Origin of the sequence: Paracoccus jiaweipingae (assembly GCF_044335505.1) — a bacterium.
In the GTDB taxonomy this organism is placed as follows: Bacteria; Pseudomonadota; Alphaproteobacteria; order Rhodobacterales; family Rhodobacteraceae; genus Paracoccus.
This window is the reverse complement of the sequence record NZ_JBISBS010000002.1, coordinates 380,358-404,430: the sequence shown is the minus strand read 5'-3', so window position 1 is coordinate 404,430 and position 24,073 is coordinate 380,358. Positions and strand designations below refer to the sequence as shown.

Here is a 24,073-nt window from a genome sequence, read left to right as displayed (position 1 = left end):
AGCCCAAGGGGCGGGCATTCGTCTAATCGGCCTTATCGGTATATTCCAGCAGCACAGCCGAAATATCATCCCCCCTTTCCCCCCCGGCAAAATTCGACAGCGACCATGACAGCGATTCCAGCATGTTCTGACCCCGCAGGAAGGCATTGGTCTGCATGATCGCTTTCAGCCCCTCTTCTCCCAACAGCCTGCCCTGCGGCGATTGCGTTTCGGTGATGCCATCCGACGCAATCAACAGCCGGTCACCCGGCGCAAGGTGAAAGGGAACCTCGTCATAAGTGGCGCTTTCGAAAACCCCGACGGGGATGCCGCCCTGACCGATCCGCTCGATCCTGCCGGTGCTGCGCTGGATCAGCGGGTGCGGGTGGCCGGCCTGCACAAGGCGGCCTTTGCCTGAAAGGAAATCAAGCTCGGCATAGACCATCGTCATATAGGCGTCTGTGCGCATCTCGGTCAGCAGCATGTGGTTGAAATACCCGACCAGTTCCGCCGGCGGGCGGGCATCATATAACCCCAGAGGCGTCATTTGCAGCGCCACGTTCTGATCGCCCGCGCCGTTCAGATAGGCCGCCAGCCGCGCCGTCAGCAGCGCCGCCGCCACCCCATGGCCGGATACGTCGATCGCATAAATCCCCACCCTGCGTCCGTCGATGGGAAAGAACCCGACCAGATCGCCCCCCACATGCCCGGCCGGTCGCAGCAGCAGCGAGATATCAAAGCCCCCCAGCCGCCCGCCATTTTGCCGCAGCAACCCCTCGTGCAGGCGCCGTGCGTCGTTCAGATCGCGTTCATGTTCGGCCTGAATGGCGCGCAACCGTTCCAGCGTCTGGGTCAGTTGCGCATTGCTGGCTGTCAGGTCCTCTTGCATCCGCAAGATCCGTTCCGCCGCCGACAGCCGGGCCAGCAATTCCGCAGACGAGACCGGCTTGCACAGAAAATCATCCGCACCGTTTTCAAGGCCGAACGCGATGTCTGACTTGTCGGTCTTGGAGGTCAGAAGGATGAAATAGCCATAGCCGCGCCGTGGCAGTCGCCGGAAGGCCGCACAGAATTCCGGCCCCGACATCCCCGGCATCATCCAGTCCGACAGGACGATGTCGGGCTCATCCTCGCGACAGATGCGCAGGGCTTCTGCCCCGCTTTCGGCCAGAATCACCTGATATCCGGCGCGGGTCAGCTGCATCGACAACACTTTGCGATGGGCCGGGCTGTCGTCGACAACCAGAACCCGCCGCTCGCGCAGCAGAAGCTTTTTTCCGAAGGGGCGATTCGTCATGTTCATGCCCCCGATCTATCAACAAGGCATGAACATCCGGTTAACGGCGGTGATTAACTTTTTGAAAATCTTTGCCTGTTAAGCTGACGGAAAGAAGCGATTCGAAAGGGCATGGAGAATGATCGAATGGCAGCGCCTTGAGGAACTGCGCGATGATGTCGGTGAGGAGGAGATTGACGGGGTGATCGACCTTTTCCTGGCCGAGATCCGGCAGGCATTGCCGGGACTGGCGCAGTCTGACGCGCACGGACGGGTGGCCCTTCTGCACAGCATGAAGGGTTCGGCGCGCAATATCGGCCTTTATGGGTTTGCGCGGATTTGTGACGATGAAGAGCGACGCATTCTGGAAACCGGCCTGCCGGCGGTTTCGGATGCCGATATCGCCGCTGCGTTTGCGCAGGCCGATGACCAATTGCATGACGGCCTGCCGCAATTCGTGGCGCGGGATCGGGTTGGCTGATGCCTCAGATCAGGAATTCGGCCAGAACCTCGTCACGGGTGATGTCGCGGAACGCAAAACCGGCCTTGTCCAGCTTGGCGGTCAGGGCCGCCAGATTGGCCGGGTCTGTGGTTTCGATACCAATCAGGACAGTGCCGAAATTGCGGGCCGATTTCTTGAGGTATTCGAACCGGGCGATATCATCCTCGGGGCCAAGCATTTCCAGAAAATCGCGCAATGCGCCGGGGCGCTGGGGCATCCGCAGGATAAAGTATTTCTTCAGTCCGGCAAAGCGTTGGGCGCGTTCTTTGACCTCGGGCAGGCGCTCGAAATCGAAATTCCCGCCCGAGCAGATACAGACCACCCGCTTGCCCGCCAGATCGGGAAGGTCACGCAGCGCGTCGATTGCCAGCGCGCCGGCAGGTTCCAGCACGATGCCTTCGGCGTTCAGCATTTCCAGCATGGTCAGGCACAGGCGGTCCTCGGGTGGGCGCATCACCTGGCTGGCATCGAACTGGCCAAGCTGGCGGAAGGGCAAATCCCCGATGCGGGCGACCGCCGCACCATCGACAAAGCTGTCGACCTTGGGCAGGGTCACCGGCTGGCCAGCCTGCAGCGCGGCCTTCAGGCTGGCCCCGCCCTCTGGCTCGGCAAAGATAAAGCGGGTTTTGGGGGCCAGCTGTTGCAGGTATCGCGTGACCCCGGCAGCCAGACCGCCGCCGCCAACCGGCAGCACCACCAGATCGGCGGGGGCGTCCATCTGATCCATCAGTTCCTTGCCGACGGTTGCCTGCCCTTCGATCACGTCGGATGCGTCAAAGGGGGACAGGAAGGTGGCCCCTGACTGTCTGGCATAATCCTGTGCGGCCGCCAGCGTTTGGTCGAAATAATCCCCGACCAGTCGGATCTGAATGGCATCGCCGCCAAAGCTGCGGGTTTTGTCGATCTTTTGCCCGGGTGTCGTCACCGGCATAAATATCGTGCCCTGCGCGCCGAAATGGCGGCAGGCATAGGCGACCCCTTGCGCGTGGTTTCCGGCGCTGGCGCAGACCACCTGTGCGTCACCCTGCGGCAGCTTGCGCATGGCATTGAACGCGCCGCGCAGCTTGTAGCTGCGCACCGGGGTCAGGTCCTCGCGCTTGAGCCAGATATCGGCGCCATAGCGATCGGACAGCAGCGCGTTGCGTTGCAGGGGCGTGGGGGCGAACAGGTCGCGCAGGGCGGTTTCCGCCTGGGTGACGGCATGGGTGAACTGGTCCATTTGCCGTGCTTGCCCTGAATGCGCGGCGCACGCAAGGTTTCGCGGATGCGGATGCGGATGCGGATGCGGATGCGGATGCGGATGCGGATGCGGATGCGGATGCGGATGCGGATGCGGATGCGGGCAGTGGCGCCACTGCGCGGTGAGTGACGACGGGCGCAAATCAGGGGCGCCGATGGTCCGGGATCATCCGTCCCGCCCTTGTGAGCGGCGGCGAAAGGCCATATTGCAGGGGCAAACGGATAAGGGGGCTGAACCAATGACCAACGCGCCGAAAAAAGTCGTGCTTGCCTATTCGGGCGGGCTGGACACCTCGATCATTCTGAAATGGCTGCAAACCGAATATGGTTGCGAGGTCATTACCTTTACCGCCGATCTGGGGCAGGGAGAGGAGTTGGAGCCCGCGCGCAAAAAGGCCGAGATGCTGGGGATCCGGCCCGAAAACATCCATATCGAGGATCTGCGCGAGGAATTCGTCCGCGATTTCGTCTTTCCGATGTTCCGTGCCAACGCGGTCTATGAGGGGCTGTATCTGCTGGGAACTTCGATTGCGCGACCGCTGATTTCCAAACGTCTGGTCGAGCTGGCGCATCAGCATGGCGCCGACGCGGTCGCCCATGGCGCCACCGGCAAGGGCAATGACCAGGTCCGGTTCGAGGTCGCGGCCTATGCGCTGGACCCGGCGATCAAGGTGATTGCGCCGTGGCGGGAATGGGATCTGACCTCGCGCACCAAGCTGATCGAATTTGCCGAGCAGAACCAGATCCCGATCGCCAAGGACAAGCGCGGCGAGGCACCTTTCAGCGTCGATGCCAACCTGCTGCACACCAGTTCCGAAGGCAAAGCGCTGGAAAACCCGGCCGAGGAAGCGCCGGAATATGTCTATCAGCGCACCGTCAGCCCCGAAGAGGCGCCCGATCAGCCCGAATATATCGAGGTCACGTTCGAAAAGGGCGACGCGGTGGCCATTGACGGCACGGCGATGTCGCCGGCCACCATCCTGACGCGGCTGAACGAATATGGCCGCAAGCACGGCATTGGCCGGCTGGATTTCGTCGAAAACCGTTTTGTCGGGATGAAATCGCGCGGCATCTACGAAACGCCGGGCGGCACCATCCTGCTGGAGGCCCATCGCGGCATCGAACAGATCACGCTGGACAGCGGCGCGGGGCACCTCAAGGACAGCCTGATGCCCCGCTATGCCGAGCTGATCTATAACGGCTTCTGGTTCAGCCCCGAGCGCGAGATGCTGCAAGCCCTGATCGACAAATCGCAGGAACATGTCACCGGCACCGTGCGGTTGAAACTTTACAAAGGGTCGGTCAACTGCGTGGGCCGCTGGTCGGATCATTCGCTTTACAGCGAGGCCCATGTCACCTTCGAGGATGACGCCGGCGCCTATGACCAGAAGGACGCGGCGGGCTTTATCAAGCTGAACGCCCTGCGGCTGAAGCTGATCGGCAACCGCAACGCCCGTGTGAAAGGCTGACGCCATGACCCAGCGCCTGACCGCCCGCATCGCCATCGTCACCGTGTCCGACCGCGCCGCACGGGGCGAATACGAGGATAAGGGCGGGCCGGGCGCCGAGGCATGGCTGCGCGACGTTGTGACCTCGCCCATCGAGGTCACCCGCCACATCGTCCCCGATGGTCGCGAAGGGCTGGCGGAACTGCTGCGGCAACTGGCCGATGGCGAGGGGGCGGACCTGATCCTGATCACCGGCGGCACCGGCCCCGCGCCGCGCGACCAGACGCCCGAGGCGGTGATGGACGTGATGGACAAGGAGCTGGCCGGTTTCGGAGAGGAAATGCGCCGCGCCTCGCTGGCCGAGGTGCCAACCGCCATCCTGTCGCGCCAGACGGCGGCAATCCGCGATGCCAGCCTGATGATCACCCTGCCGGGCAAACCATCTGCCATTGCCACCTGCCTGAACGCGGTATTCGCGGCGGTGCCCTATTGCCTTGACCTGATGGGCGCGGCGCGGATCGAAACCGACCCAGCCAGGATTGACGCCTTCCGGCCCAAGGGCAAGTGACCCGGCTTGCGACCGGCCTGTCAGGGCCGGCACACAGACCCCTTGACCGACCCTAATCGCGCACCAGCGGGCGCAGCAGCGATTGCAGGGTATAGACCAGAATCGCCAGCCCGATTGCCCCGATCAGCGCAACACCGGCCAGAACGATCACGTCGATGGGACCGCCAATGTCGCGCAGGCCGGAATCGGTGACATATTGCACGAAGACCACCGCAGCGATGGCGCCGAAGGGCATGGACAGTTGCGCCCACAGGAACTTGTGCCAGCTGATCGCCCGGTCGCGCATCAGCACATAAAGATACAGCACCGTGACCACCCCTGCGACGGCCAGCATGGTCCAGAACAGGCCGCGGCCAAAGATTTCCTCGAAGACGGCGATCAGTGTTTCAAAGCTCATCTCTTGCATGGGGGCCTCCTCAAGCCTTGCCGCGCAGCATGGCGTTATAGGTCGCTTTCAGGGCGATTTCCTTCATCAGCCAGGTGATCCACAGCTCTTCCAGCGGGGCGATCACGCCGGGGAACGAGGGGGTCAGGTCGTTGTTATAGTCGAATTCCACCAGCATCGCCCGGCCCACGCGGGTGATCAGCGGGCACGAGGTATAGCCGTCATAAACCGCGCTGCCCTGCTTCCCGGCGATGGCGGCGACCAGGTGATCCTCGACCACCGGCACCTGCCATTTGACGCTGGCGGCGGTCTTGCCCTTGGGGATGCCGGCGATGTCGCCAAGGGCGAACACCTCGGGATAGCGCAGATGGCGCAGGGTCTGCATATCGCATTCGACCCAGCCCTGATCGGTCCATTTATCGGCCCATGACAGGCCAGAGTCGCGGATCACCTGCGGCGCGCGCTGGGGCGGGATGACATGCAGGTAATCGTAATCCATCTCGACCTCGGTCGAGGTTTTGGCCTGCGTGACCGGGTCGGTTTCGGTGCGGGCAAAGCGGGCGCGTTTCTGGCCCGGTTCAACCGACAGCAGGGTGTGGTTCAGATGCGTGGCAATGCCGCGTTCGGCAAACAGCATCCGCACCTTTTCGGCCACGATCGGGACCGAGAACAACGCCCCCTGCGGCGCGGCATAATGCATTTCGTATTTGCCCTGCCCGACGCTGCGGCTGGCGATGTCCTCGATCAGGAAGGTGTGTTTCAGGGGCGCGCCCGCGCATTTCATCTCGGTCGCGGGGCGGGTGAACAGGCCGATGCCGCCGGTTTCGGTGAACTGCCGCGCCGCCTGCCAGGTTTTCGCGGCATAATCCGGCCCGGCATACAGCGCCCCGATCCCGTCCTTGCCGACCAGATCCAGCGAAAAGCCGGGAATGGCGTCGTGGTCCAGCACCAGTCCGGGGGCCACGATCAGAAAGTCGTAATTCAGCGTGCTGCCGCCGGTGCTGGCGACGGTGCGGGTTTCGGGGTCGATGGCGGCGGCAGCCTCGGGGATCAGGGTGACGCCCTTGGGCAGCCAGTCAGTGGTTTTCGACACCGTGTAAGAGGCCGGTTTCAGGCCCGCCGCGACCAGACTGAAGCCGGGCTGATAGAAATGCTGCGCGCGGGCATCCAGAATGGTTATCTGCGCGCCCTCCAGCCGGTCGACCAGGCGGTTGGCGATGGAGGTGCCCGCCGCCCCGGCACCGATAATGACGATCCGCGCCTTGGTGGCGATGCGTGCGGCACGCGCCGGTGTCAGGCTGGTCGCCGCCACGGCACCGCCCGCCGCCAGCCCCAGCATTCCCCGCCGGGTCAGATCAGGAACGCGAAAATTGCCCATGTTGGCCCCCCTTTATCTGGCAGCCATCTTGCGCGATTTCAGGCTTCACATGCAAGAAAAAGAATGGGCTGGCGCGAAGGGCCGGTCGTGGCATGAAAAAACCCGCGCCGGGGCGCGGGTTCGGTCGGTTATTGGGTTTGTCAGCCCTTGGCGATGGGCCTTACGCGGCGGCCTTGGCCTTTTCCACGATGGCGCCGAATGCCTCGGGCTCGTGCACGGCCAGATCGGCCAGAACCTTGCGGTCAACCTCGATCCCGGCCTTGGACAGGGCGTTGATGAAACGCGAATAGGTCATGTCGGCATCAATGGCGCGCACGGCGGCGTTGATACGCTGAATCCACAGCGCGCGGAAATTGCGCTTGCGGTTCTTGCGGTCGCGGGTGGCGTATTGGTTCGCCTTGTCGACAGCCTGGGTGGCCGTGCGGAAGTTGCGCGAACGGTTGCCGTAATAGCCTTTGGCCGCCTTCAGAACTTTCTTGTGGCGGGCGTGGGTCACCTTGCCGGATTTAACGCGGGACATATCTGGCTCTCCTTACCGGTCGTAGGGCATGTATTTCTTGACGATCTTCGCGTCCTGCTCGGACAGCACCGTGGTGCCGCGCGCATCGCGGATGAATTTCGTCGTGCGTTTGATCATGCCGTGGCGTTTGCCGGCCTGACCTGCCTTGACCTTGCCCGAAGCCGTCATCGAGAACCGCTTTTTCGCGGCTGCCTTGGTCTTCATCTTCGGCATTTTACTCTCCTTTACAGAAGTGAACGCGCGACTCGGCAATGCCAATCTGGCCGGCCGCGCGGGTGGAAGCGCACCCTATAGGGGGGTATGATGCGAAAAGCAACCCCTCAGAACATGTCCCAGCGGCTTTGCCCGGCGATCAGGCGTGCCCATGCCTCGGCAATGTCGGGGATGCGGAACGGGGTCGGGTCCAGCCACGCCCCGGCGGCCAGCGCCGCGATGCCCGCCACCAGCGCAATGGCCGCGCCCCGCGGCGGGCGCGTCTGGGCCAGCGCCACGATGGCCAGAATGACGGACAGCACCCCCAGTGCGGCACCGGCAACAAGCAGCAGGTCGGACATCACAGCCCCCTTTCTGGTTTATCTTAGGGCGGTTTATTCGGGATCGGTGCGATAGATCAACCGTTCGTCACAGGGGGCCACACGAATGATATTGGTGGTGCCGGGCACGTTAAAGGGCACCCCGGCCATGACGACGATCTGGTGGGTTTCATCGGCAAAGCCGAAATCGCGCGCGGCACGGGTGCCGTTGATCACCGCCTGTTTGAACCGTTCCAGCGCCGGGGTCAGCACGCAATGCGTCCCCCAGCTGAGGCACAGCCGCCGCAGCACATCGGGCACCGGCGACATTGCCAGAATCGGCGTGCGCGGCCGCTCGCGCGAGATCAGGCGCACGGTGGTGCCGGACTGGGTAAAGGCACAGATTGCGGCAATATCGGTGGTTTCCGCAATCTCGCGCGCGGCGGCGACGATGGCATCGGCCACGGTCTCGCGGTCGGCCTTGCGGCTGGATTCGATGATCTGGCGATAGGTCGGGTCGTTTTCGACCGACCGCGCCACGCTGTCCATGGTGCGCACCGCGTCAATCGGGTATTGCCCCGCCGCCGATTCCGCCGACAGCATGACCGCGTCCGCGCCCTCGTAAATGGCATTGGCCACGTCGCTGACCTCGGCCCGGGTCGGCATCGGGCTTTCGATCATGGATTCCAGCATCTGGGTCGCGACGATGACCGGCTTGGCGGCGGCGCGGCAGGCGCGCACCAGGCGCTTCTGGATCGGCGGCACAGAATGCACCGGCAGTTCCACCCCCAGATCGCCCCGCGCCACCATCACCCCGTCCGAAACCTTCAGGATGTCGGCAAAGGCGCGCACGGCAGCGGGTTTTTCGATCTTGGACAGAACGGCGGCGCGGCCTTTGGCCAGATTGCGGGCCTCGATCACGTCTTCGGGGCGCTGGACAAAAGACAGCGCCAGCCAGTCCACGCCCATATCGCAGGCGAATTCCAGATCCGAGCGGTCCTTGTCCGACAGCGCCGCCAGCGGCAGCACCACATCGGGGACGTTCACCCCCTTGCGGTCGGAAATCGTGCCGCCGACGGTGACGGTGCAATCGGCGTAATCGGCGCCGCAATCGCGGACCTTCAGCCGGATCTTGCCGTCATTGACCAACAGTTCCGCGCCCGGTTCCAGCGCGGCGAAAATCTCGGGGTGGGGCAGGTTCACGCGGTCGCCATTACCGGGCGCGTGGTCAAGGTCAAAGCGGAAGCTGTCACCTTCCTCAAGGTCATGCGCCCCCGATCCAAAGGTCCCCACGCGCAGCTTTGGCCCTTGCAGATCGGCCAGAATGGCGATGGGGCGTCCGGTTTCGGCCTCGATCTCGCGGATGATGCGGTGGCGTTCGCGCTGTTCGTCCTGTGTGCCATGGCTCATGTTCAGGCGGAACACGTCGGCACCGGCCTGAAACAGCGCGCGGATGGTGTCGCGGTCACTGGACGCGGGACCAAGCGTGGCCACGATCTTGATATTGCGATGACGCCTCATGCAGACCTCCCCTGCCTTTTGTCCGTTTCTCTATGCCGCAAACGGCTGTTAGCGGCAACTGGCGAAGCGTCGCGCCATGCGGTAATCAAGGCCCGCAAACGGGATGGGACAGCGATGACACAGGCTTTCACGATCAGCGGTGCGGACCGGCCCTCGCGCTGGCTGGTGACATGCGATCACGCCAGCAACCGGGTGCCGGGCTGGGTCGCGGGCGGCGATCTGGGCATTGCAGCGGTCGATATGGCCCGCCATATCGCGTGGGATGTCGGGGCGGCGGGGCTGGCGCGGGAACTGGCGCAGCGGCTGGATGCACCGGCGATTCTGTCAGATTTCTCGCGTCTGGTGATTGACCCCAACCGGGCCGAGGATGACCCCACCCTGATCATGCGGCTGTATGACGGCACCGTCATTCCGGCCAATCGCGCCATTACCCCCGACCAGCGGACCCAGCGTATCGCGCGGCTGTATCGCCCCTATCACGCGGCTTATGCGGCGCTGGCGGCGGCGCGGCCCGACCGGGCCATCTGTGCCATTCACAGCTTTACCCCCCGGTTGCGCGGGCGCGACCGGCGGCCATGGCAGGTCGGGGTGCTGTATTCGCATCGCGACGAACGGCTGGCGCTGCCGCTGATTCAGGCCTGCCGCGATGCGGGTTGGGTGACCGGCGATAACCAGCCCTATTCCGGGCATCTGGATGGCGATTCCATCGACCGCCACGCGCTGTCACAGCGCCGCCCCAATGTGCTGATCGAATTGCGCAACGACCTGATCGCGGATGCCGAAGGCCAGCGCGCATGGGCCGACCGGCTGGCCCCGGTGCTGGACCGGGTGCTTGCCGGGTCCGGGCTGTAGGCCCCGCCGGGGGCGGGCGGTATTGGGGGCGGGCGGTCTGGGGGTCAGGCAGCGTCCAGCATGTCGCGGATGGCCAGCGCACAGATGCGTGGGTGACACAGCGGCAGCATATGCCCGCCTGCGATTGTGGCCAGCGTGGTCTGCGGCACGATGCGGGCAAAGCCAGGCCCGTGATGTGCGGGGTCCAGCACCCGGTCGCCGCGCCCCCACAGCATCGTCACCGGACAGGCCAGCGACGGCAGATCCGCCTCCAGCGCGGCCATGTCGTGATTGACGACGCGCAGGTCGCGGGTTGCGCCCTCAATCATTTTTGGTTGCAGCGCCAGCACCCCGCCGCCGGTGGTCAGCAGGCCGGGCGGCACCGGGTCGGGGTGAAAAGCGCCGTGCAGCATGACCGGCGACGCCGCCAGCACGCCCGGCAGGTTCAGCGTATGAATCGCCGCCTTGCGCAGCGGCGGCCACGCCCCCAGCCGCCCGCTGAGGCGTGCCGCCCCGTGACGGAACGCGCGGCTGAGCGGCGCCAGCAGCACCAGCCCGCGCACCAGATCGGGCCGGTCCAGCGCCAGACGCAGCGCCACCGCCCCGCCAAGCGAATGCCCGACCACCACCACCGGCCCGGTCCCCAGCCGTTCCAGCAGCTGCGCGGCCAGCGCGGCCTGCGCCACCAGCGCCTCGGCGCCCCGCGGGGCGGGGTCGGAATGACCGGCGCCCCAGCGGTCATAGGCAATGATGCGGGCCTGCGGCAGCAGCGGCATCAGCGCGGAAAAATGGTTCAGCACCCCGCACAGCCCGTGGATCATCAGCACCGTGGGGGCCTGCGGTCCCGGTCCGGGGCGGTCCAGAACATGCAGCCGCCCGCCATCCAGCCGCATCTGCCGGCCAAGGGGCGGGCACAGCGCCCGCGCCGCCTGTCCGGCCAGCGCGCTGGCCCCGGCACTGGCGGCCAGCGTCAGCGCGGCTGTGCGTGGCAGGCTCACACCGCGGCCTTGCGCATTTCGTCCAGATAAATCTCGCGCAGGCGTTTGGCGACGGGGCCGGGTTTGCCATTGCCCACCGCGACGCCATCGACCCTGACCACCGGCATTACGAAGGACGAGGCCGAGGTATAGAACGCCTCGTCCGCGTCCTGTGCCTCGGCGATGGTGAAGGCGCGTTCCTCGACCGTCATCTGGGCCTCGGCGGCAAAGCGCAGCACGGCGGCGCGGGTGATGCCATGCAGGATGTCGTTGGACAGCGGCCGGGTGATGATGGTGCCGTTCCTGACGATATAGGTGTTGTTGCTGGTGCCTTCGGTGACCTTGCCGTCCTCGACCAGCCAGGCGTCATCGGCGCCCTGCGCCTTGGCCTGCATCTTGGCCAGCGACGGATACAGCAGCTGCACCGTCTTGATATCGCGGCGGTGCCAGCGCAGGTCGGGCAGGCTGATCACCGAAATGCCGGTTTCGGCATGGGGGTCGTTGACCAGCCCCGGCTTGTTCCAGCCATACAGCACCACGGTCGGCGGGGTGTCGCTGGGCGGAAAGACGAAATCGCGATCGCCCGCATTCCCGCGCGAGATTTGCAGATAGACCATGCCATCCCCGATGCCATCACGGGCGACGATCTGGCGGTGGGCCTCGAGATAGTCGTCATCGCTCAGCGGGTTCGGGATTTCCAGCGCCTCGAGCGAGCGTTTCAGCCGCACCATATGCCCGTCGAAATCGACCAGCTTGCCATCCAGCACGCTGACCACCTCGTACACGGCATCGGCCATCACGAAGCCCCGGTCAAAGACCGAGACGCAGGCCTCGGTATCGGGCAGATAGTCGCCATTCAGGTAAACGGTGCGGGTCATGGGGGCCTCTTGGGTTCGTGGGTTGATCGTGTTTCGGCCCCGCGGCGCGCAAGGTCAAGTCCCGTGGCCATGCTGCATCTGCAAATCAGACTTGCCGCAATTGCCGCAACATTTTAACACTGTGGCCGGATAGATTGAAACTTCGTTACCAAGAGGCGCCGATATGAGCTTTCGCACCCAACCCGCCGCACCTGCCCGCCTGAACCGCTGTCAGCTTTTCGGCCCCGGTTCGCGCCCCGCGATTTTCGGCAAGATGGCCGCCTCGGCGGCGGATGTCGTCAACCTCGACCTTGAGGATTCGGTCGCGCCCGATGACAAGGAACAGGCCCGCAAGAACGTCATCGAAGCCATTGGCGACATTGACTGGGGCAACAAGACGCTGTCGGTGCGTATCAACGGTCTGGACACGCCCTATTGGTATCGCGACGTGGTGGACCTGCTGGAAAATGCGTCCGAACGTCTGGACCAGATCATGATCCCCAAGGTCGGCAACGCGATGGATATCTATGCCGTCGACGCGCTGGTCAGCGCGGTCGAGGCCGCCAAGGGCCGGCAGAAGCGGCTGGGGCTTGAGGTGATCATCGAATCGGCCGCCGGCATCGCCCATGTCGAGGAAATCGCCGCCGCGAGCCCCCGCCTTCAGGCCATGAGCCTTGGCGCCGCCGATTTCGCCGCCAGCATGGGCATGGCGACCACCGGCATCGGCGGCACGCAGGAAAATTATTACATGGCGCATCAGGGTCAGAAATACTGGTCCGACCCGTGGCATTGGGCGCAATCGGCCATCGTCGCGGCCTGCCGGACGCATGGCGTGCTGCCGGTCGATGGGCCGTATGGCGATTTCAGCGATGCCGAAGGGTTCCGCGCGCAGGCGCTGCGGTCGGCCACGCTGGGGATGGTCGGGAAATGGGCGATCCATCCCAGCCAGGTGGCGCTGTCGAACGAGATCTTTTCGCCCTCCGAGGCCGCTGTGACCGAAGCCCGCGAAATTCTGGCAGCCATGGACGAGGCGCAGAAAACCGGGGCCGGGGCGACGGTATACAAAGGTCGACTGGTTGACATCGCATCGATTCGTCAGGCACAAGTGATCGTGCGTCAGGCAGAATTGATCAACGCCTGAGCAAAACGAATACCGCGGCGTCCGATCCGGGGAGGAGGGCGGACGCCACCAGCGGGAGGAGCGACAGGCCCTGCGCAAGCCGCGGGGCCTGTTTTGTTGACCCCGGCTTTTTGTCTGTCATGTGTATCGGTCTGGCGTCTGGCGCGGCTGTCTGGCCCCACATTCTGGCGCAATCGCGCTTGTGCCGCAGCGCCGCGCAGGGGGCGGTGTGGGATGGGTATTTGGGCAACGAAGAAGCCCGCCCGGCCCTGACCCCGCCCTTACCCCAGCGCGATCTGGCCGCGCGGGCGGCGCACACGGGGGGCGCCACGGGTGGCCAGAAAGAACCCCAGCGTCAGCGGCCCGACCCGGCCCACGAACATGATGGCGATGATCACCAGCTGGCCAAAGCCCGACAGCTGTCCTGTGTAATTGCGCGACAGGCCTACGGTGCCGAAGGCCGAGGCGACCTCGAAGGCGACATCCATGAAATCGCCGTCATGGCTGGACACCACCAGGAACACCCCGCCAAAGCAGATCAGCACGGTGATGGCGACGATGGCGGTGGCTTTCAGCATGTCCTCGGTGCAGATCGAGCGGCCAAAGACCGCGATTTCGGTCTGGCGGCGAAAGAAGGCCACGGTGGCCAGCAGCATGACCACAAAAGTCGTGACCTTGATCCCGCCCGCGGTCGAGGTCGGCCCGCCCCCGATCAGCATCAGCGAGATGAACATCAGCGAGGTCGAATCGTGCAGCGCCCCGATATCGGTGGTGTTGAACCCCGCCGTTCGCGTGGTCACGCCCTGAAACCACGCCACCAGCCAGCGCTGCCATGCGGCATCGAACTGACCCAGCGTGCCGGGGTTGTTCCATTCCAGCGCCGCGAACATCACCACCGACCACGGGATCAGCACCGCCGTTCCCAGCAGCATGACCTTGGTGTTCAGCGACCAGTGCCGGGGTTTGCGCTGGCGGGCGACCTCGCGCAGGGTAGCGTAACCCAGCCCGCCCATGATGAACAGCGCCGGGATGACAAGGTTGATGGGCAGGTCGGTGGCAAAACTGACCAGCCCGTCGGAATAGGTTGAAAAGCCCGCATTGTTGAAGGCGGAAACCGAATGGAAGGCGGCCTCCCACAGGCCCTGTGCCAGCCCGGCGCGGGCAATGAAAGAGGGCGCGATCAGCGCCGCGCCGATCAGTTCACAGATCAGCGCGATGCGGATAATGGCGCGCACCAGATCGGACAGGCGGAACAGATGCGGCTGGTTCAGATCCTCGCGCAGATACAGATGCGAGGTCAGCCCCACCGGCAGCCCCAGCGAGGCCGCGACCATGACCGCAAAGCTCATCAGGCCCAGACCGCCAAGCTGGATCAGCAGGGCGATGACCGCCTGTCCCAGGTGGGTGAAATCGGCGCCCGTATCCAGCACCACCAGCCCGGTCACCGTGATCGCAGATGTGGCAGTGAACAGCGCGTCGATAAACCCGATGGGCCGGGTCGCGCAAAACGGCGTCATCAGCGCCAGCGCGCCGATGATGATCACGGTTGCGTAAAGCAGCGCCAGCACCGCTGGCGGCGGCAGGCGGCGCCACCCCAGCCGCAGCTTGCGCCGGCCAGGCCGGGGCAGACCGCGCCGCATCACAGCGAATCGCCAAAGCGGCGCAGTTCGGGGCGCTTGCCAAGGATCAGCAGCTTGTCATCCTCGGCCAGGGTCAGGGTGGGGTCGGTGATGGCCAGAAACTCGGTCCCGCGCATGACGCCAAGGGCGCGCAGCCCCTGTGACGGCAGCTCCAGCTGCGGGATGCTGCGCCCGGCCAGTGCCGGGGGCACGGCGATATGCACGACGCTGAAACCATTGCCCAGACTGACGTAATCCTGCACCACCGGGTTGTTCATCACCTGCGCGATATGGCGGCCCATTTCATGTTCGGGCAGCAGCACCCGGTCCACCCCCAGCTTGGTCAGGATGCGGTGATGGGTGCGGCTGCTGGCCTTGACCCAGATTTCGGGCACCCCCAGCAGGCGGGCATTCATCGTCGCCAGCAGCGAGGCCTCGATGCTGTCACCGATGGCGATCAGCACCATGTCGTAACGGTCCAGCCCGACCTCGCGCAGGGCGGTTTCGTCCGAGGCGTCCAGAATGGCGGTTTCCGACAGCTGGTCGACATATTGGCTGACCCGGCGGGCATCGCTGTCGATCCCCAGAACGCGGTTGCCGATGCGCTGCAATTCGGTCGCCACGGTGCCGCCAAACGCCCCCAGACCGATGGTGGCGAAGGACTTGCCTTTGCGGGTCATTGCCGCCCCCCTTTGATTCGTCAGCGATGCTGCCACAGCCGCCCGACGGTTGGCAATCGTGCCGTCGCGGCGGCGCAGCGACGGGTGGCTGGTGGCTGGTGGCGCGCGGGGGGCTTACGCGCCCGACAGCGTGGCGCGGGCCAGCGTCACCAGCGTGTCGCCATAGCGGCGCTGGTCGGTCTGGACCAGCCCGCGCGGCAGGATCGGGGGGCGGTTATCCTCGACCATCACGGTGGCGCCGTCCGCGACCCAGTTGCCGTCCAGCGCCGATGCCAGCGCGGCCTCGGCCAGACCGGTGCCATAGGGCGGGTCCAGCAGGATCAGGTCATAGCCCGCGCCCCGGTTCGGCCCCAGCCGCGTGGCATCGCGGCGCCAGACATCGGTGCTGCCCATGGCGCGGGCCTTTTCGATATTGCTGCGCAGCAAGGCCCGCGCGGTGGCCCCGTCATCGACAAAGGCCACCCGCGCCGCGCCGCGCGACAGGGCCTCAAGCCCCAGCGCGCCGGTGCCGGCGAACAGGTCCAGCACGCGCGCCCCCCCCAGCCGCAGGCCGTGGGCATTGACCAGCAGGTTAAAGATCGCCTCGCGCACGCGGTCGGTGGTGGGGCGCAGATGCGCCTGCGCGTCGCCCTGACCCAGATCGGCCAGTTTCAGGCCGCGCAGACTGCCGCCGACGATCCTCATAGCAGGTCTTTGACCTGAACCGCCTGCGCCACCGCGTCGGGGCTGGGGCTGCGGCCCGCGTCGATCAGGCGCTTGCCGACCATATAGGCGCGGGCGTCGTTCAGCGCGTCCACCGCCAGCAACCGGTCGCCGCCGAAATACCAGACGCTGCCGCCATGCGCCGCCCCGTCCGGCGCGGGCCGGGTGACGATGCGGTCATAGCCGTCATTGAGGCCCGCGATTTGCAGCTTGGCGTCGAACTGATCCGACCAGAACCACGGTTTGGGGGCGTAATCGGCGCCCTGACCCAGCATCCCGGCGGCCACGCATTCGGCCATGTCGATGGCATTGCCGACGCTTTCCAGCCGCACCCGGCGACCCTGCCACGGGAAGCTGGCGCAATCGCCCGCCGCCCAGATCGCCGGGTCAGCGGTGGCGCCGCGCGGGTCGGTGGCGATGCCGTTGTCGACTTCCAGCCCCGCGGCCTCGGCCAGGGCGGTGCGGGGGGTGACGCCGATGCCGGTGACGACCGCGTCGGCGGGCAGGATGCGGCCATCGGCCAGTTCCACCCCCTCGGCGCGGGTGCTGCCGGTGATGCGGGTGATGGCGGTGCCTTCAAGGATGGTCACGCCATGGGCGCGGTGCAGCTCGCGGATCAGGTCCGCCGTTTCGGGTGCGGCGACGCGGCCAAGGATGCGGGGCGCGGCCTCGATCAGGGTCACGGCCATGCCCAGTTTGCGGGCCACGGCAGCGGCCTCGAGCCCGATATAGCCGCCGCCGATCACCACAAGTTGACCGCCTTCGCGCAGCGCGGGGCGCAATGCGTCGACATCGGCCAGATCGCGGATGGTGAAAACGCCGGGCAAATGGCCGCCAATGGCCTGCGGCAGGCGGCGCGGTTCGGCCCCGGTGGTCAGCGCCAGCCGGTCATAGGCGACCTGACCCCGGTCGGTATGCAGCACCCGCGCGGCGCGGTCGATGGCCTGAACGGTTTCGCCCCGGCGCAGGGTAATGCCGTTTTCCGCCCACCAGTCGGCCCCGCGCAATTCCAGCCTGTCCTGCCCCATTTGCCCCAAAAGATAGGCTTTGGACAGCGGCGGGCGCTGATAGGGGGCGGCGGGTTCCGCGCCGATAATGGTGATGGGGGCGGTGTCGCCCAATGCGCGCAGCTTTGCCGCCAGCGATGCCGCAGCCTGCCCCGCGCCGATGATGACCGTTCCGTTCATGTGATGTCCTTGTTGATCTGGCGCAGGATTAGCCGCCGGTCACCGGCGATGCAACGCGCCGATCAGTCGCGGCGAAAGGGCGACAGGGTGGCCAGAAGGTCGATATCCTCGCCCACGGCCTGTGCCTCCTGTGTCAGGTAAGCGTCGATGGCGGCGTGAAAGCCCGGCTCGGCCAGCCAGTGCAGCGACCATGTCCGGGCGGGCAGGTATCCGCGGGCCAGTTTGTGTTCGCCCTGCGCGCCGGCCTCGACCCGCGCCTTGCCATGGGCGATCGCCCAATCCACCGCGCGGTGATAGCACATCTCGAAATGCAGGAACGGATGGTCCTGCACACAGCCCCAGTAACGGCCATACAGCGCATCCGGCCCGATGAAATTCAGCGCCCCCGCCACCGGCTGGCCATCGCCATCCTGCGCCCAGATCAGCAGGATGTCGTCGCGCATGGTGTCGTGGATGCGGTCAAAGAAGGCGCGGGTCAGATAGGGGCGGCCCCATTTGCGGCTGCCGGTGTCCTGATAAAAGCGCCAGAACGCGTCCCAGTGCTGCGGGCGGATCTGGTCGCCGGTCAGGTCGCTGATGCGCCCGCCAAACCCCTGCGCGCGGGCGCGTTCCTTGCGGATGGCCTTGCGCTTGCGCGAGGACAGGCCCGACAGGAAATCGTCGAAATCGGCATAGCCGTTATTGTGCCAGTGAAATTGCTGGCTGACGCGGGGCAGGAACCCGGCGGCGCGGCCCTGTTCGGCCTCGGCTTCGGTGCAAAAGGTGATATGCGCGCCCGACAGGCCCGATTGCCGCGCGACCTGTTGCATCGCCGCCAGCAGCGCCGCACGCACCGCCGCATCGTCGGACAGCAGGCGGCGCCCGGTCGCCGGGGTAAAGGGCACCGCGCCTTGCAGCTTGGGGTAATAATCGCCGCCCGCGCGGGCAAAGGCATCGGCCCATGCGTGGTCAAAGATATATTCGCCCTGACTGTGGGTTTTCAGATAAAGCGGCGCCACCCCGACCAGCGCCCCGTCCCGCCGCGCCAGCAGATGCGCGGGGTGCCAGCCGGTCCCCTCACCGACCGAGCCGGATTGCTCCAGCGCCGCCAGAAAACGGTGGCTGGTAAACGGGTCGGGACCGGCCAGCGCATCCCATTGCGCGGCGGGCAGGGCGGTGATGTCGGACAGGATGCTGACGGTGATCTGTGGCGCGTTCATCCCGCCAAGATAGGCGGGATGGCGATAAATGCCAGAGCTGCGGCGCTTAGGCGCGATAGCCCTCGAAGGTAATGTTATCGGCGGTCTTGCGGGCCTCGGCCTCGGCCTCGGGGCTGCGGATGGTCCAGCACAGAATGGCCGCCCCCTGCGCCTTTAGCCGGGCCAGACGCGGATTCGACAGATCGGTATGCTGATGCGACACGAAACATGCCCCCGCCGCGTCATAGCCGCCAATTTCGGCCAGCGCGGCACGGTCGGCGACGTCCAGCATGGGCCAGTCATCCTCGGGGAAGGCGCAGGTGGTCAGGCCGCTGGCAATGCCGGGGGCTGTGGCGTGAAAGGCGGCCATGGTGTGGGGGTTGAACGACATCACCGCCACCGGCCCGTCATAGGCGGCCAGTGCCCCGGCCACGCGGTCATGCAGGGTGCCGATATTGGGGCCAAGGCGGCCATCCTGATCCTTGATCTCGATCAGCAGCGGCACCTGCCCGCCGACCAGCCGCAACAGGTCGTCCAGCGTCGGGATGGTTTCGTCGCTGCCATCCAGCCGGGTCTGGGTCAGGTCGGACAGGTCCATGTCTGCGACGAAATCCTCGGCCCCGGCAAGGCGTTGCAGGTCGTAATCGTGAAACACGATCGGGGTGCCGCAGGCGGCGTGCTGGATGTCCAGCTCGATCCCGTAACCGGCCTGAATGGCGGCGCGAAAGGCCGCCATGCTGTTTTCGGGCACGCCCGCGCCATGCAGGCCGCGATGGGCGATGGGGCGGCGCAGGAAACCGGGATGCAGCAGGGTCATGGCCTGACCTCGAAAATGGCCTCGATCTCGACCGCGACGCCGCGCGGCAGGGCGGGGGCGCTGACGGCGGCGCGGGCGTGGCGACCGGCATCGCCAAAGACCTGCACCATCAGGTCGGAACAGCCGTTGATCACCTCGGGCTGGTCGGTGAAATCGGGGGTGGAATTGACGAACCCGGTCAGCTTGACGACCCGCACCAGACGGTCCAGTTCCCCATCCAGCGCCTTGCGCAACTGCGCGATCAGCGCCAGCCCGCAGGTCCGCGCCGCATCCGCGCCCTGTTCGACCGTCAGGTCCGCCCCCAGCCGACCCCGGATCAGCCCATCCGGCCCGGCCGATATCTGGCCCGAGACATGGACAAGGTTCCCGGTCAGCACGAAGGGCACATAATTGGCCGCAGGGGCGGGGGCATCGGGCAGGGTAATGCCCAGTTCGGTCAGGCGTGCGGTGATGCTCATGCGCGGTCCTTTCGGGGTTGTCCCCCGATCCTAGCGCGCCCGTCCCCCCCTGACCAGAGCCGACCCCGCAATGCAGGCCTGTGCCGCGTAATAGGTGGTCAGAACCACGGGCTGGGCCAGCAGGGCGGCCAGTCCGGGCTGGTCGCCGGGCGGGAAAAGACCGGCAAAAACCGTCAGCGGCGCGGCAAAGCGGTCCAGCGCCAGCACCGTGTCGCTGATCAGGAACAGCATCGCCCCCGCCGCCGCCAGCCCGGCCCCCGGCACCGGATTCCGGCGCGCGCGGCCCACCGCCTGCGCCGCCATCAGCGCCAGCACCCCGGCATAGGCCACAACCGGCAGGCCCATTCCGGCAGGCAGGCCCGGCCACAAAGCGGCGATGATCGCCACCCCCAACACGCCCGCCCCCAGCGCAGCCCATGCATCGGGCAGCAACCGCGTATCGTGCGAAAACGCCCGGATATAGGCCAGATGCGCCACGAAAAAGCAGGCCAGACCGGGCAGGAACAGATCCTGCGGCAGCATCAAAAACGCATCCCCCGCTGCCGAGGCCGCCAGCCCCAGCGCCACCGCGCGGGCATAGGCCCCCGGTCGCGGCCAGACCATCCCCAGCAGCACCAGCGTCGCCGTGGGTTTGGTCAGCCAGTGCAGCACGTCCAGCCCCAGCGCGGCGGCCAACGTGGCGGTGACGGCCAACAGGGCGAAAGCCAGCTTCATGCCACCAGCGCCTCGGCCCGTTTCAGGTCCACGCTGACCAACTGGCTGACGCCCTGTTCGACCATTGTCACCCCGAACAGGCGGTCCATCCGCGCCATGGTCACAGCGTGGTGGGTGATGATCAGAAAGCGGGTTTCGGTGCGGCGGGTCATTTCGTCCAGCAGGTCGCAGAAGCGGCTGACATTGGCGTCATCCAGCGGCGCGTCGACCTCGTCCAGCACACAGATCGGGGCGGGGTTGGCCAGAAAGACGGCAAAGATCAGCGCCAGCGCGGTCAGCGTCTGTTCGCCACCCGACAACAGCGACAGCGTGGCCAGCTTCTTGCCCGGCGGCTGGCACATGATCTCCAGCCCGGCCTCCAGCGGGTCGTCGGATTCGACCAGCACCAGACGCGCCTCGCCGCCGCCGAACAGATGCGTGAACAGGGTGCGGAAATTGTCGTTCACGGTGTCGAACGCGGCCAGCAACCGTTCGCGCCCCTCGCGGTTCAGCGCCCCGATACCGCCGCGCAGCTTGGCGATGGCCTTTTCCAGATCGGCCTTGTCGCCGGCCAGCGTGTCGCGTTCGCTTTCCAGCGCGGCCTTGTCGTCATCGGCACGCAGGTTGACCGCGCCAAGCCCGTCGCGCTGGGCGCGCAGGCGGGCGATTTCGGTGTCCAGCGCGTCAATGCCGGGCAGGTCGGCGGGCGCCGTGTCCAGCCGCGCCAACAGGGTGTCCGGCGTCAGCCCGTCCTGTTCGTGAATGCGCAGGCGGGCGGTGGTTTCGGCCTCTTGCGCGGCCTGGGCGCGGGCCTCGCGGGCGGCGCGGGCCTCGCGCGCGTCGGATGCGGCGCGTTCGGCATCGCGTTCGGCCATCTGCGCCGCGCGCAGGGCGTCATTGCCCTGTGCCAAGGCGGCGCGGGCGCGGTCCAGCCGCCGGGTCGCCGCCGCCTCGGCCCCCGACAGGGCGTCGCGCTGGGCCGCCAGACGTCCGGGTTCGGCCTGCGCGGCCTGCAATTCGGCCTGCGTGCCGTCCTGCCGCGCGGCCAGTTCCGCCGCCCGCGTGCCCGCCTGTTCCAGCCGCAGCCGCCAGCCCGATTCCTCTCGGGTGATCTCTTGCAGGCGCTTGATGCGGGCATTGCCCTCGCGTCGCAATTCGTCCAGCGCGGACCGCCGCGACAGGGTGGCGATGCGCGCGGCCTCGACCCCGGTGCGGGCGTTTTCGACCGCCGCCTGTGCCGCCGCCCGGTCGGGCAGATCGGTCAGCGCGCGTTCGGCCTGTATCAGCCGCGCGCGGGCATCCCCGGCATCGGCCTTGTGACGCGCCAGTTCTGCCCTGGCCGATTCTGCCCGCGCCCGCGCCATCGAGACATCCGATTCCGCCCGTGTCGCCGCGCGGGCAGCGTCTGACAGGGCGCGTTCGGCCTCGCGACGGGCATCGCGCGCGGCCTTTTCACCGGCGCTGGCCTGTGCCAGTGCGGCGCGGGCGCCGTCATGCGCGGTCGCGGCCTGCTGTGCCTGTGCCTGCGCGGTTTCAGCCTGCGCGCGGATGCGGGCCAGTTCATTCACCTTTTGCAGATGCATCGCGGCCGAGGACGCGGCCTGACCCGCCGGCACCGCCAGCCCGTCCCAGCGCCACAGATCGCCTGCCGCTGTGACCAGCCGCTGACCGGGGCGCAGCGCCGCCTGCAAAGCCGCACCGGTCGCGCGGTCGGGGACGATGCCGATCTGCGCCAGCCGCCGGGCCAGTTCGGCGGGCGCGCGGACCTGCGCCGCCAGCGGTGCCGCCCCCTGTGGCAGCGGCTGACGCGGGTCGTAATCGGGCAGTGCGCGCCAGCCATGGCCATCGGCGCTGACCCCCAGCCGCAGATCATCGCCAAGCGCCGCGCCCAAAGCGGCCTCGAAGCCGCGGGTGACGTGGACCGCGTCCAGAATCGCCTGACCATCGGCGCGGCCCCGGTCCACCAGCCGTTGCAGCGCCGCCTGTTCCGAGGCCAGCGCGTTCGCCTCGCCCTCGGCGGCGGATCGGGTGCTGCGGGCCTCGGCCTCGGTGGTTTCGGCCTGCGCGCGGGCCTGTTCGGCCTGAACCAGCGCCGCCTCGCTGGCCTCGGCTGCGGCGCTGGCCCTGGCCTGCGCGGCCTCGGCCTGTGTCAGTGCATCGCCGGCCTGCGCGCCGGTCGCCTCGGCCTGCGCGACGGTTTGGGCGGCCGTTTCAGCGGCCTGTTCGGCGCGGTCGGCCATCTTGCGCAGATCGGCGGCCAGACGTTCGGCGGATTGGTGGCGCGCGGCCAGACGGGCCGATTCATCGGTCAGCTCGGTCAGCTTGTTTTCCACCAGCCGCAGGGCCTCGGCGGCCTCGTCCGCGGCGGTTTGCGCGATGTCCAGCCGGTCTTCGTGGCCGTCGCCGGTCTTGTCCAGTTCGGTGCGTTCCCAGACCAGCCGGTCGATCACCTCGCGCGCGTCGCGGTCCAGCGCGGCCTCGCGGCTTGCGTCGCGGTCCAGTTGCGCCAGCCGCGCGGTCAGGTTGTCGATCGCGGTCTTGGCGCGGGCCTCGGCGGCGTCCAGCGCCTCGCGTTCCAGCGTGGCGCGTGACAAAACGGCGCTGGCGATCTGTTCCTCTTCGTGCAGCGGCGGCAGGGCGGTTTCCGCCGCCCCACGGCTGGCGGCGGCCTTGCGCGCGGCGGTTTCGGCGCTGGCGGTCAGGGCGGTGGCATCGGTCAGGGCGGCCTGCGCGGCGTCGCGGGCGGCTGCGGCCTCGGACCAGTGGCGAAACAGCAATGCGTCCTCGGCCCGGCGCAGCGCGGCGCCGATTTCGCGATAGCGGGCGGCGGCACGGGCCTGACGCGCCAGCGCGGCGGCCTGGGTGGACAGCTGGTCCAGCGTGTCATCGACCCGCGTCAGGTTCTGTTCGGCGCTGTTCAGCTTCAGCTCGGCCTCGTGGCGGCGCTGATACAGGCCGCTGATGCCTGCGGCCTCTTCGAGAATGCGCCGGCGCGCGCGGGGTTTGGCGTTGATCAGCTCGCTGATCTGGCCCTGCCGCACCAGCGCCGGGGAATGCGCCCCGGTCGAGGCGTCGGCAAACAGCATCTGGACATCGCGGGCGCGGACCTCTTTGCCGTTGATGCGGTATGCGCTGCCGGCGTCGCGGGTGATGCGGCGGCTGATTTCCAGCGCGTCGCTGTCGTTAAACCCCGCCGGGGCAAGGCGGTTGGCGTTGTCGATCCCCAGCGTGACCTCGGCATGGGCCCGCGCGCCGCGCTGGCTGGTGCCGGCAAAGATCACGTCCTCCATCCCCTCGCCCCGCATGGCGGTGGGGCGGTTTTCGCCCATGACCCAGCGCAGCGCCTCAAGCAGGTTGGATTTGCCGCAGCCATTCGGCCCGACCACCCCGGTCAGCCCCTCGTGGATGGTCAGGTCGGTGGGGTCAACAAAGCTTTTGAAGCCGTTCAGGCGCAGGCGGTCGAATCGCACTTTGGGGTCCGTTTTCCGAAAGGTGGTGGAATACTGCGGTCCTAGCCGCCCGCAAGTCAATCAAGAAGCCACAAGATATGGGTGGCCGATGGGCGGGGTATACAAAGGAAGGTGTTGGGATGGTGCCGGCGGCTGTCAGGGTGCGGCGACCGGCCC

General features: G+C 66.8%; 25 protein-coding genes. 6 read left to right on the top strand and 19 right to left on the bottom strand.

Annotated elements, in window-relative coordinates; translation table 11 throughout:
• Positions 1 to 22: 22 nt before the first annotated feature.
• The gene (locus tag ACFXP9_RS05385; RefSeq protein WP_397210035.1) at positions 23 to 1,276 is read right to left on the bottom strand and encodes a PP2C family protein-serine/threonine phosphatase; all 1,254 of its coding nucleotides are present in this window, start codon (positions 1,274 to 1,276) and stop codon (positions 23 to 25) included.
• Between the two features lie 118 nt (positions 1,277 to 1,394).
• On the opposite strand from ACFXP9_RS05385, the gene ACFXP9_RS05380 reads away from it, so the two are divergent.
• Positions 1,395 to 1,736: an Hpt domain-containing protein gene (locus ACFXP9_RS05380; protein ID WP_397206499.1), complete on the top strand. Its 342-nt coding sequence runs from the start codon at positions 1,395 to 1,397 to the stop codon at positions 1,734 to 1,736.
• A 4-nt stretch (positions 1,737 to 1,740) separates the two neighbouring features.
• On the opposite strand, the gene ilvA is transcribed toward ACFXP9_RS05380, so the two are convergent.
• Entirely contained in the window at positions 1,741 to 2,976 is a 1,236-nt protein-coding gene (gene ilvA / locus ACFXP9_RS05375; protein ID WP_397206497.1) for a threonine ammonia-lyase IlvA, read from the bottom strand.
• Between the two features lie 5 nt (positions 2,977 to 2,981).
• Between ilvA and ACFXP9_RS05370 the strand changes: the two genes are divergently transcribed.
• From ACFXP9_RS05370 to mog, 3 genes are all read left to right on the top strand, one after another.
• Entirely contained in the window at positions 2,982 to 3,122 is a 141-nt protein-coding gene (locus tag ACFXP9_RS05370; protein WP_397210033.1) for a hypothetical protein, read from the top strand.
• A gap of 113 nt (positions 3,123 to 3,235) precedes the next feature.
• Positions 3,236 to 4,465 (top strand): argininosuccinate synthase, encoded by a 1,230-nt coding sequence (locus ACFXP9_RS05365; RefSeq protein ID WP_397206493.1) that lies wholly within the window; start codon positions 3,236 to 3,238, stop codon positions 4,463 to 4,465.
• A gap of 4 nt (positions 4,466 to 4,469) precedes the next feature.
• Positions 4,470 to 5,012 carry a molybdopterin adenylyltransferase gene (gene mog, locus ACFXP9_RS05360; RefSeq protein WP_397206491.1) on the top strand — a complete coding sequence of 181 codons (543 nt, stop codon included), beginning with the start codon at positions 4,470 to 4,472 and terminating at the stop codon, positions 5,010 to 5,012.
• A gap of 52 nt (positions 5,013 to 5,064) precedes the next feature.
• Here the strand turns inward: mog and ACFXP9_RS05355 are convergent, their stop codons facing one another.
• From ACFXP9_RS05355 to pyk, 6 genes are all read right to left on the bottom strand, one after another.
• Positions 5,065 to 5,418, bottom strand: a complete 354-nt coding sequence (locus ACFXP9_RS05355; protein ID WP_397210031.1) for a DUF5368 domain-containing protein — start codon at positions 5,416 to 5,418, stop codon at positions 5,065 to 5,067.
• 10 nt (positions 5,419 to 5,428) lie between these two features.
• On the bottom strand, positions 5,429 to 6,775 hold the full coding sequence (locus ACFXP9_RS05350; RefSeq protein ID WP_397206487.1) for an NAD(P)/FAD-dependent oxidoreductase: 1,347 nt from the start codon (positions 6,773 to 6,775) through the stop codon (positions 5,429 to 5,431).
• Positions 6,776 to 6,935: 160 nt separating this feature from the next.
• Complete coding sequence (gene rplT, locus ACFXP9_RS05345; RefSeq protein WP_397206485.1) at positions 6,936 to 7,295, bottom strand: 50S ribosomal protein L20; 360 nt, start codon at positions 7,293 to 7,295, stop codon at positions 6,936 to 6,938.
• A gap of 12 nt (positions 7,296 to 7,307) precedes the next feature.
• Positions 7,308 to 7,508 (bottom strand): 50S ribosomal protein L35, encoded by a 201-nt coding sequence (rpmI, locus tag ACFXP9_RS05340; protein WP_397206483.1) that lies wholly within the window; start codon positions 7,506 to 7,508, stop codon positions 7,308 to 7,310.
• A gap of 107 nt (positions 7,509 to 7,615) precedes the next feature.
• Complete coding sequence (locus ACFXP9_RS05335; RefSeq protein ID WP_397206481.1) at positions 7,616 to 7,849, bottom strand: hypothetical protein; 234 nt, start codon at positions 7,847 to 7,849, stop codon at positions 7,616 to 7,618.
• A gap of 33 nt (positions 7,850 to 7,882) precedes the next feature.
• The gene (gene pyk, locus ACFXP9_RS05330) at positions 7,883 to 9,328 is read right to left on the bottom strand and encodes a pyruvate kinase (RefSeq protein ID WP_397206479.1); all 1,446 of its coding nucleotides are present in this window, start codon (positions 9,326 to 9,328) and stop codon (positions 7,883 to 7,885) included.
• A gap of 114 nt (positions 9,329 to 9,442) precedes the next feature.
• On the opposite strand from pyk, the gene ACFXP9_RS05325 reads away from it, so the two are divergent.
• Positions 9,443 to 10,180 carry an N-formylglutamate amidohydrolase gene (locus ACFXP9_RS05325; protein WP_397206477.1) on the top strand — a complete coding sequence of 246 codons (738 nt, stop codon included), beginning with the start codon at positions 9,443 to 9,445 and terminating at the stop codon, positions 10,178 to 10,180.
• Positions 10,181 to 10,224: 44 nt separating this feature from the next.
• Here ACFXP9_RS05325 and ACFXP9_RS05320 read toward each other — a convergent pair whose 3' ends face one another.
• Together ACFXP9_RS05320 and ACFXP9_RS05315 are read right to left on the bottom strand one after the other, a co-directional pair.
• Entirely contained in the window at positions 10,225 to 11,157 is a 933-nt protein-coding gene (locus ACFXP9_RS05320; RefSeq protein WP_397206475.1) for an alpha/beta fold hydrolase, read from the bottom strand.
• On the bottom strand, positions 11,154 to 12,014 hold the full coding sequence (locus ACFXP9_RS05315) for a D-amino-acid transaminase (RefSeq protein WP_397206473.1): 861 nt from the start codon (positions 12,012 to 12,014) through the stop codon (positions 11,154 to 11,156). The genes ACFXP9_RS05320 and ACFXP9_RS05315 overlap by 4 nt, the downstream gene beginning before the upstream one ends.
• 163 nt (positions 12,015 to 12,177) lie before the next feature.
• On the opposite strand from ACFXP9_RS05315, the gene ACFXP9_RS05310 reads away from it, so the two are divergent.
• Positions 12,178 to 13,134: an L-malyl-CoA/beta-methylmalyl-CoA lyase gene (locus tag ACFXP9_RS05310; RefSeq protein WP_397206471.1), complete on the top strand. Its 957-nt coding sequence runs from the start codon at positions 12,178 to 12,180 to the stop codon at positions 13,132 to 13,134.
• Positions 13,135 to 13,394: 260 nt separating this feature from the next.
• Here ACFXP9_RS05310 and ACFXP9_RS05305 read toward each other — a convergent pair whose 3' ends face one another.
• The 9 genes from ACFXP9_RS05305 to ACFXP9_RS05265 form a co-directional block, all read right to left on the bottom strand.
• Complete coding sequence (locus tag ACFXP9_RS05305; RefSeq protein WP_397206469.1) at positions 13,395 to 14,753, bottom strand: TrkH family potassium uptake protein; 1,359 nt, start codon at positions 14,751 to 14,753, stop codon at positions 13,395 to 13,397.
• Positions 14,753 to 15,412, bottom strand: coding sequence for a potassium channel family protein (locus ACFXP9_RS05300; RefSeq protein WP_397206467.1), 660 nt, complete (start codon positions 15,410 to 15,412; stop codon positions 14,753 to 14,755). Before ACFXP9_RS05300 ends, ACFXP9_RS05305 begins: the two co-directional genes overlap by 1 nt.
• 114 nt (positions 15,413 to 15,526) lie before the next feature.
• Positions 15,527 to 16,096, bottom strand: coding sequence for a 16S rRNA (guanine(966)-N(2))-methyltransferase RsmD (gene rsmD, locus ACFXP9_RS05295; RefSeq protein ID WP_397206465.1), 570 nt, complete (start codon positions 16,094 to 16,096; stop codon positions 15,527 to 15,529).
• Positions 16,093 to 17,301: an NAD(P)/FAD-dependent oxidoreductase gene (locus tag ACFXP9_RS05290; RefSeq protein WP_397206463.1), complete on the bottom strand. Its 1,209-nt coding sequence runs from the start codon at positions 17,299 to 17,301 to the stop codon at positions 16,093 to 16,095. The genes rsmD and ACFXP9_RS05290 overlap by 4 nt, the downstream gene beginning before the upstream one ends.
• Positions 17,302 to 17,363: 62 nt before the next feature.
• Complete coding sequence (locus ACFXP9_RS05285; protein WP_397206461.1) at positions 17,364 to 18,500, bottom strand: GNAT family N-acetyltransferase; 1,137 nt, start codon at positions 18,498 to 18,500, stop codon at positions 17,364 to 17,366.
• Positions 18,501 to 18,546: 46 nt separating this feature from the next.
• Positions 18,547 to 19,296, bottom strand: a complete 750-nt coding sequence (locus ACFXP9_RS05280; protein ID WP_397206459.1) for a glycerophosphodiester phosphodiesterase family protein — start codon at positions 19,294 to 19,296, stop codon at positions 18,547 to 18,549.
• The gene (locus ACFXP9_RS05275; protein WP_397206457.1) at positions 19,293 to 19,754 is read right to left on the bottom strand and encodes a RidA family protein; all 462 of its coding nucleotides are present in this window, start codon (positions 19,752 to 19,754) and stop codon (positions 19,293 to 19,295) included. The genes ACFXP9_RS05280 and ACFXP9_RS05275 overlap by 4 nt, the downstream gene beginning before the upstream one ends.
• A 30-nt stretch (positions 19,755 to 19,784) precedes the next feature.
• On the bottom strand, positions 19,785 to 20,468 hold the full coding sequence (locus ACFXP9_RS05270) for a lysoplasmalogenase (protein ID WP_397206455.1): 684 nt from the start codon (positions 20,466 to 20,468) through the stop codon (positions 19,785 to 19,787).
• Complete coding sequence (locus tag ACFXP9_RS05265; RefSeq protein ID WP_397206453.1) at positions 20,465 to 23,917, bottom strand: chromosome segregation SMC family protein; 3,453 nt, start codon at positions 23,915 to 23,917, stop codon at positions 20,465 to 20,467. Before ACFXP9_RS05265 ends, ACFXP9_RS05270 begins: the two co-directional genes overlap by 4 nt.
• Positions 23,918 to 24,073 lie beyond the last annotated feature (156 nt).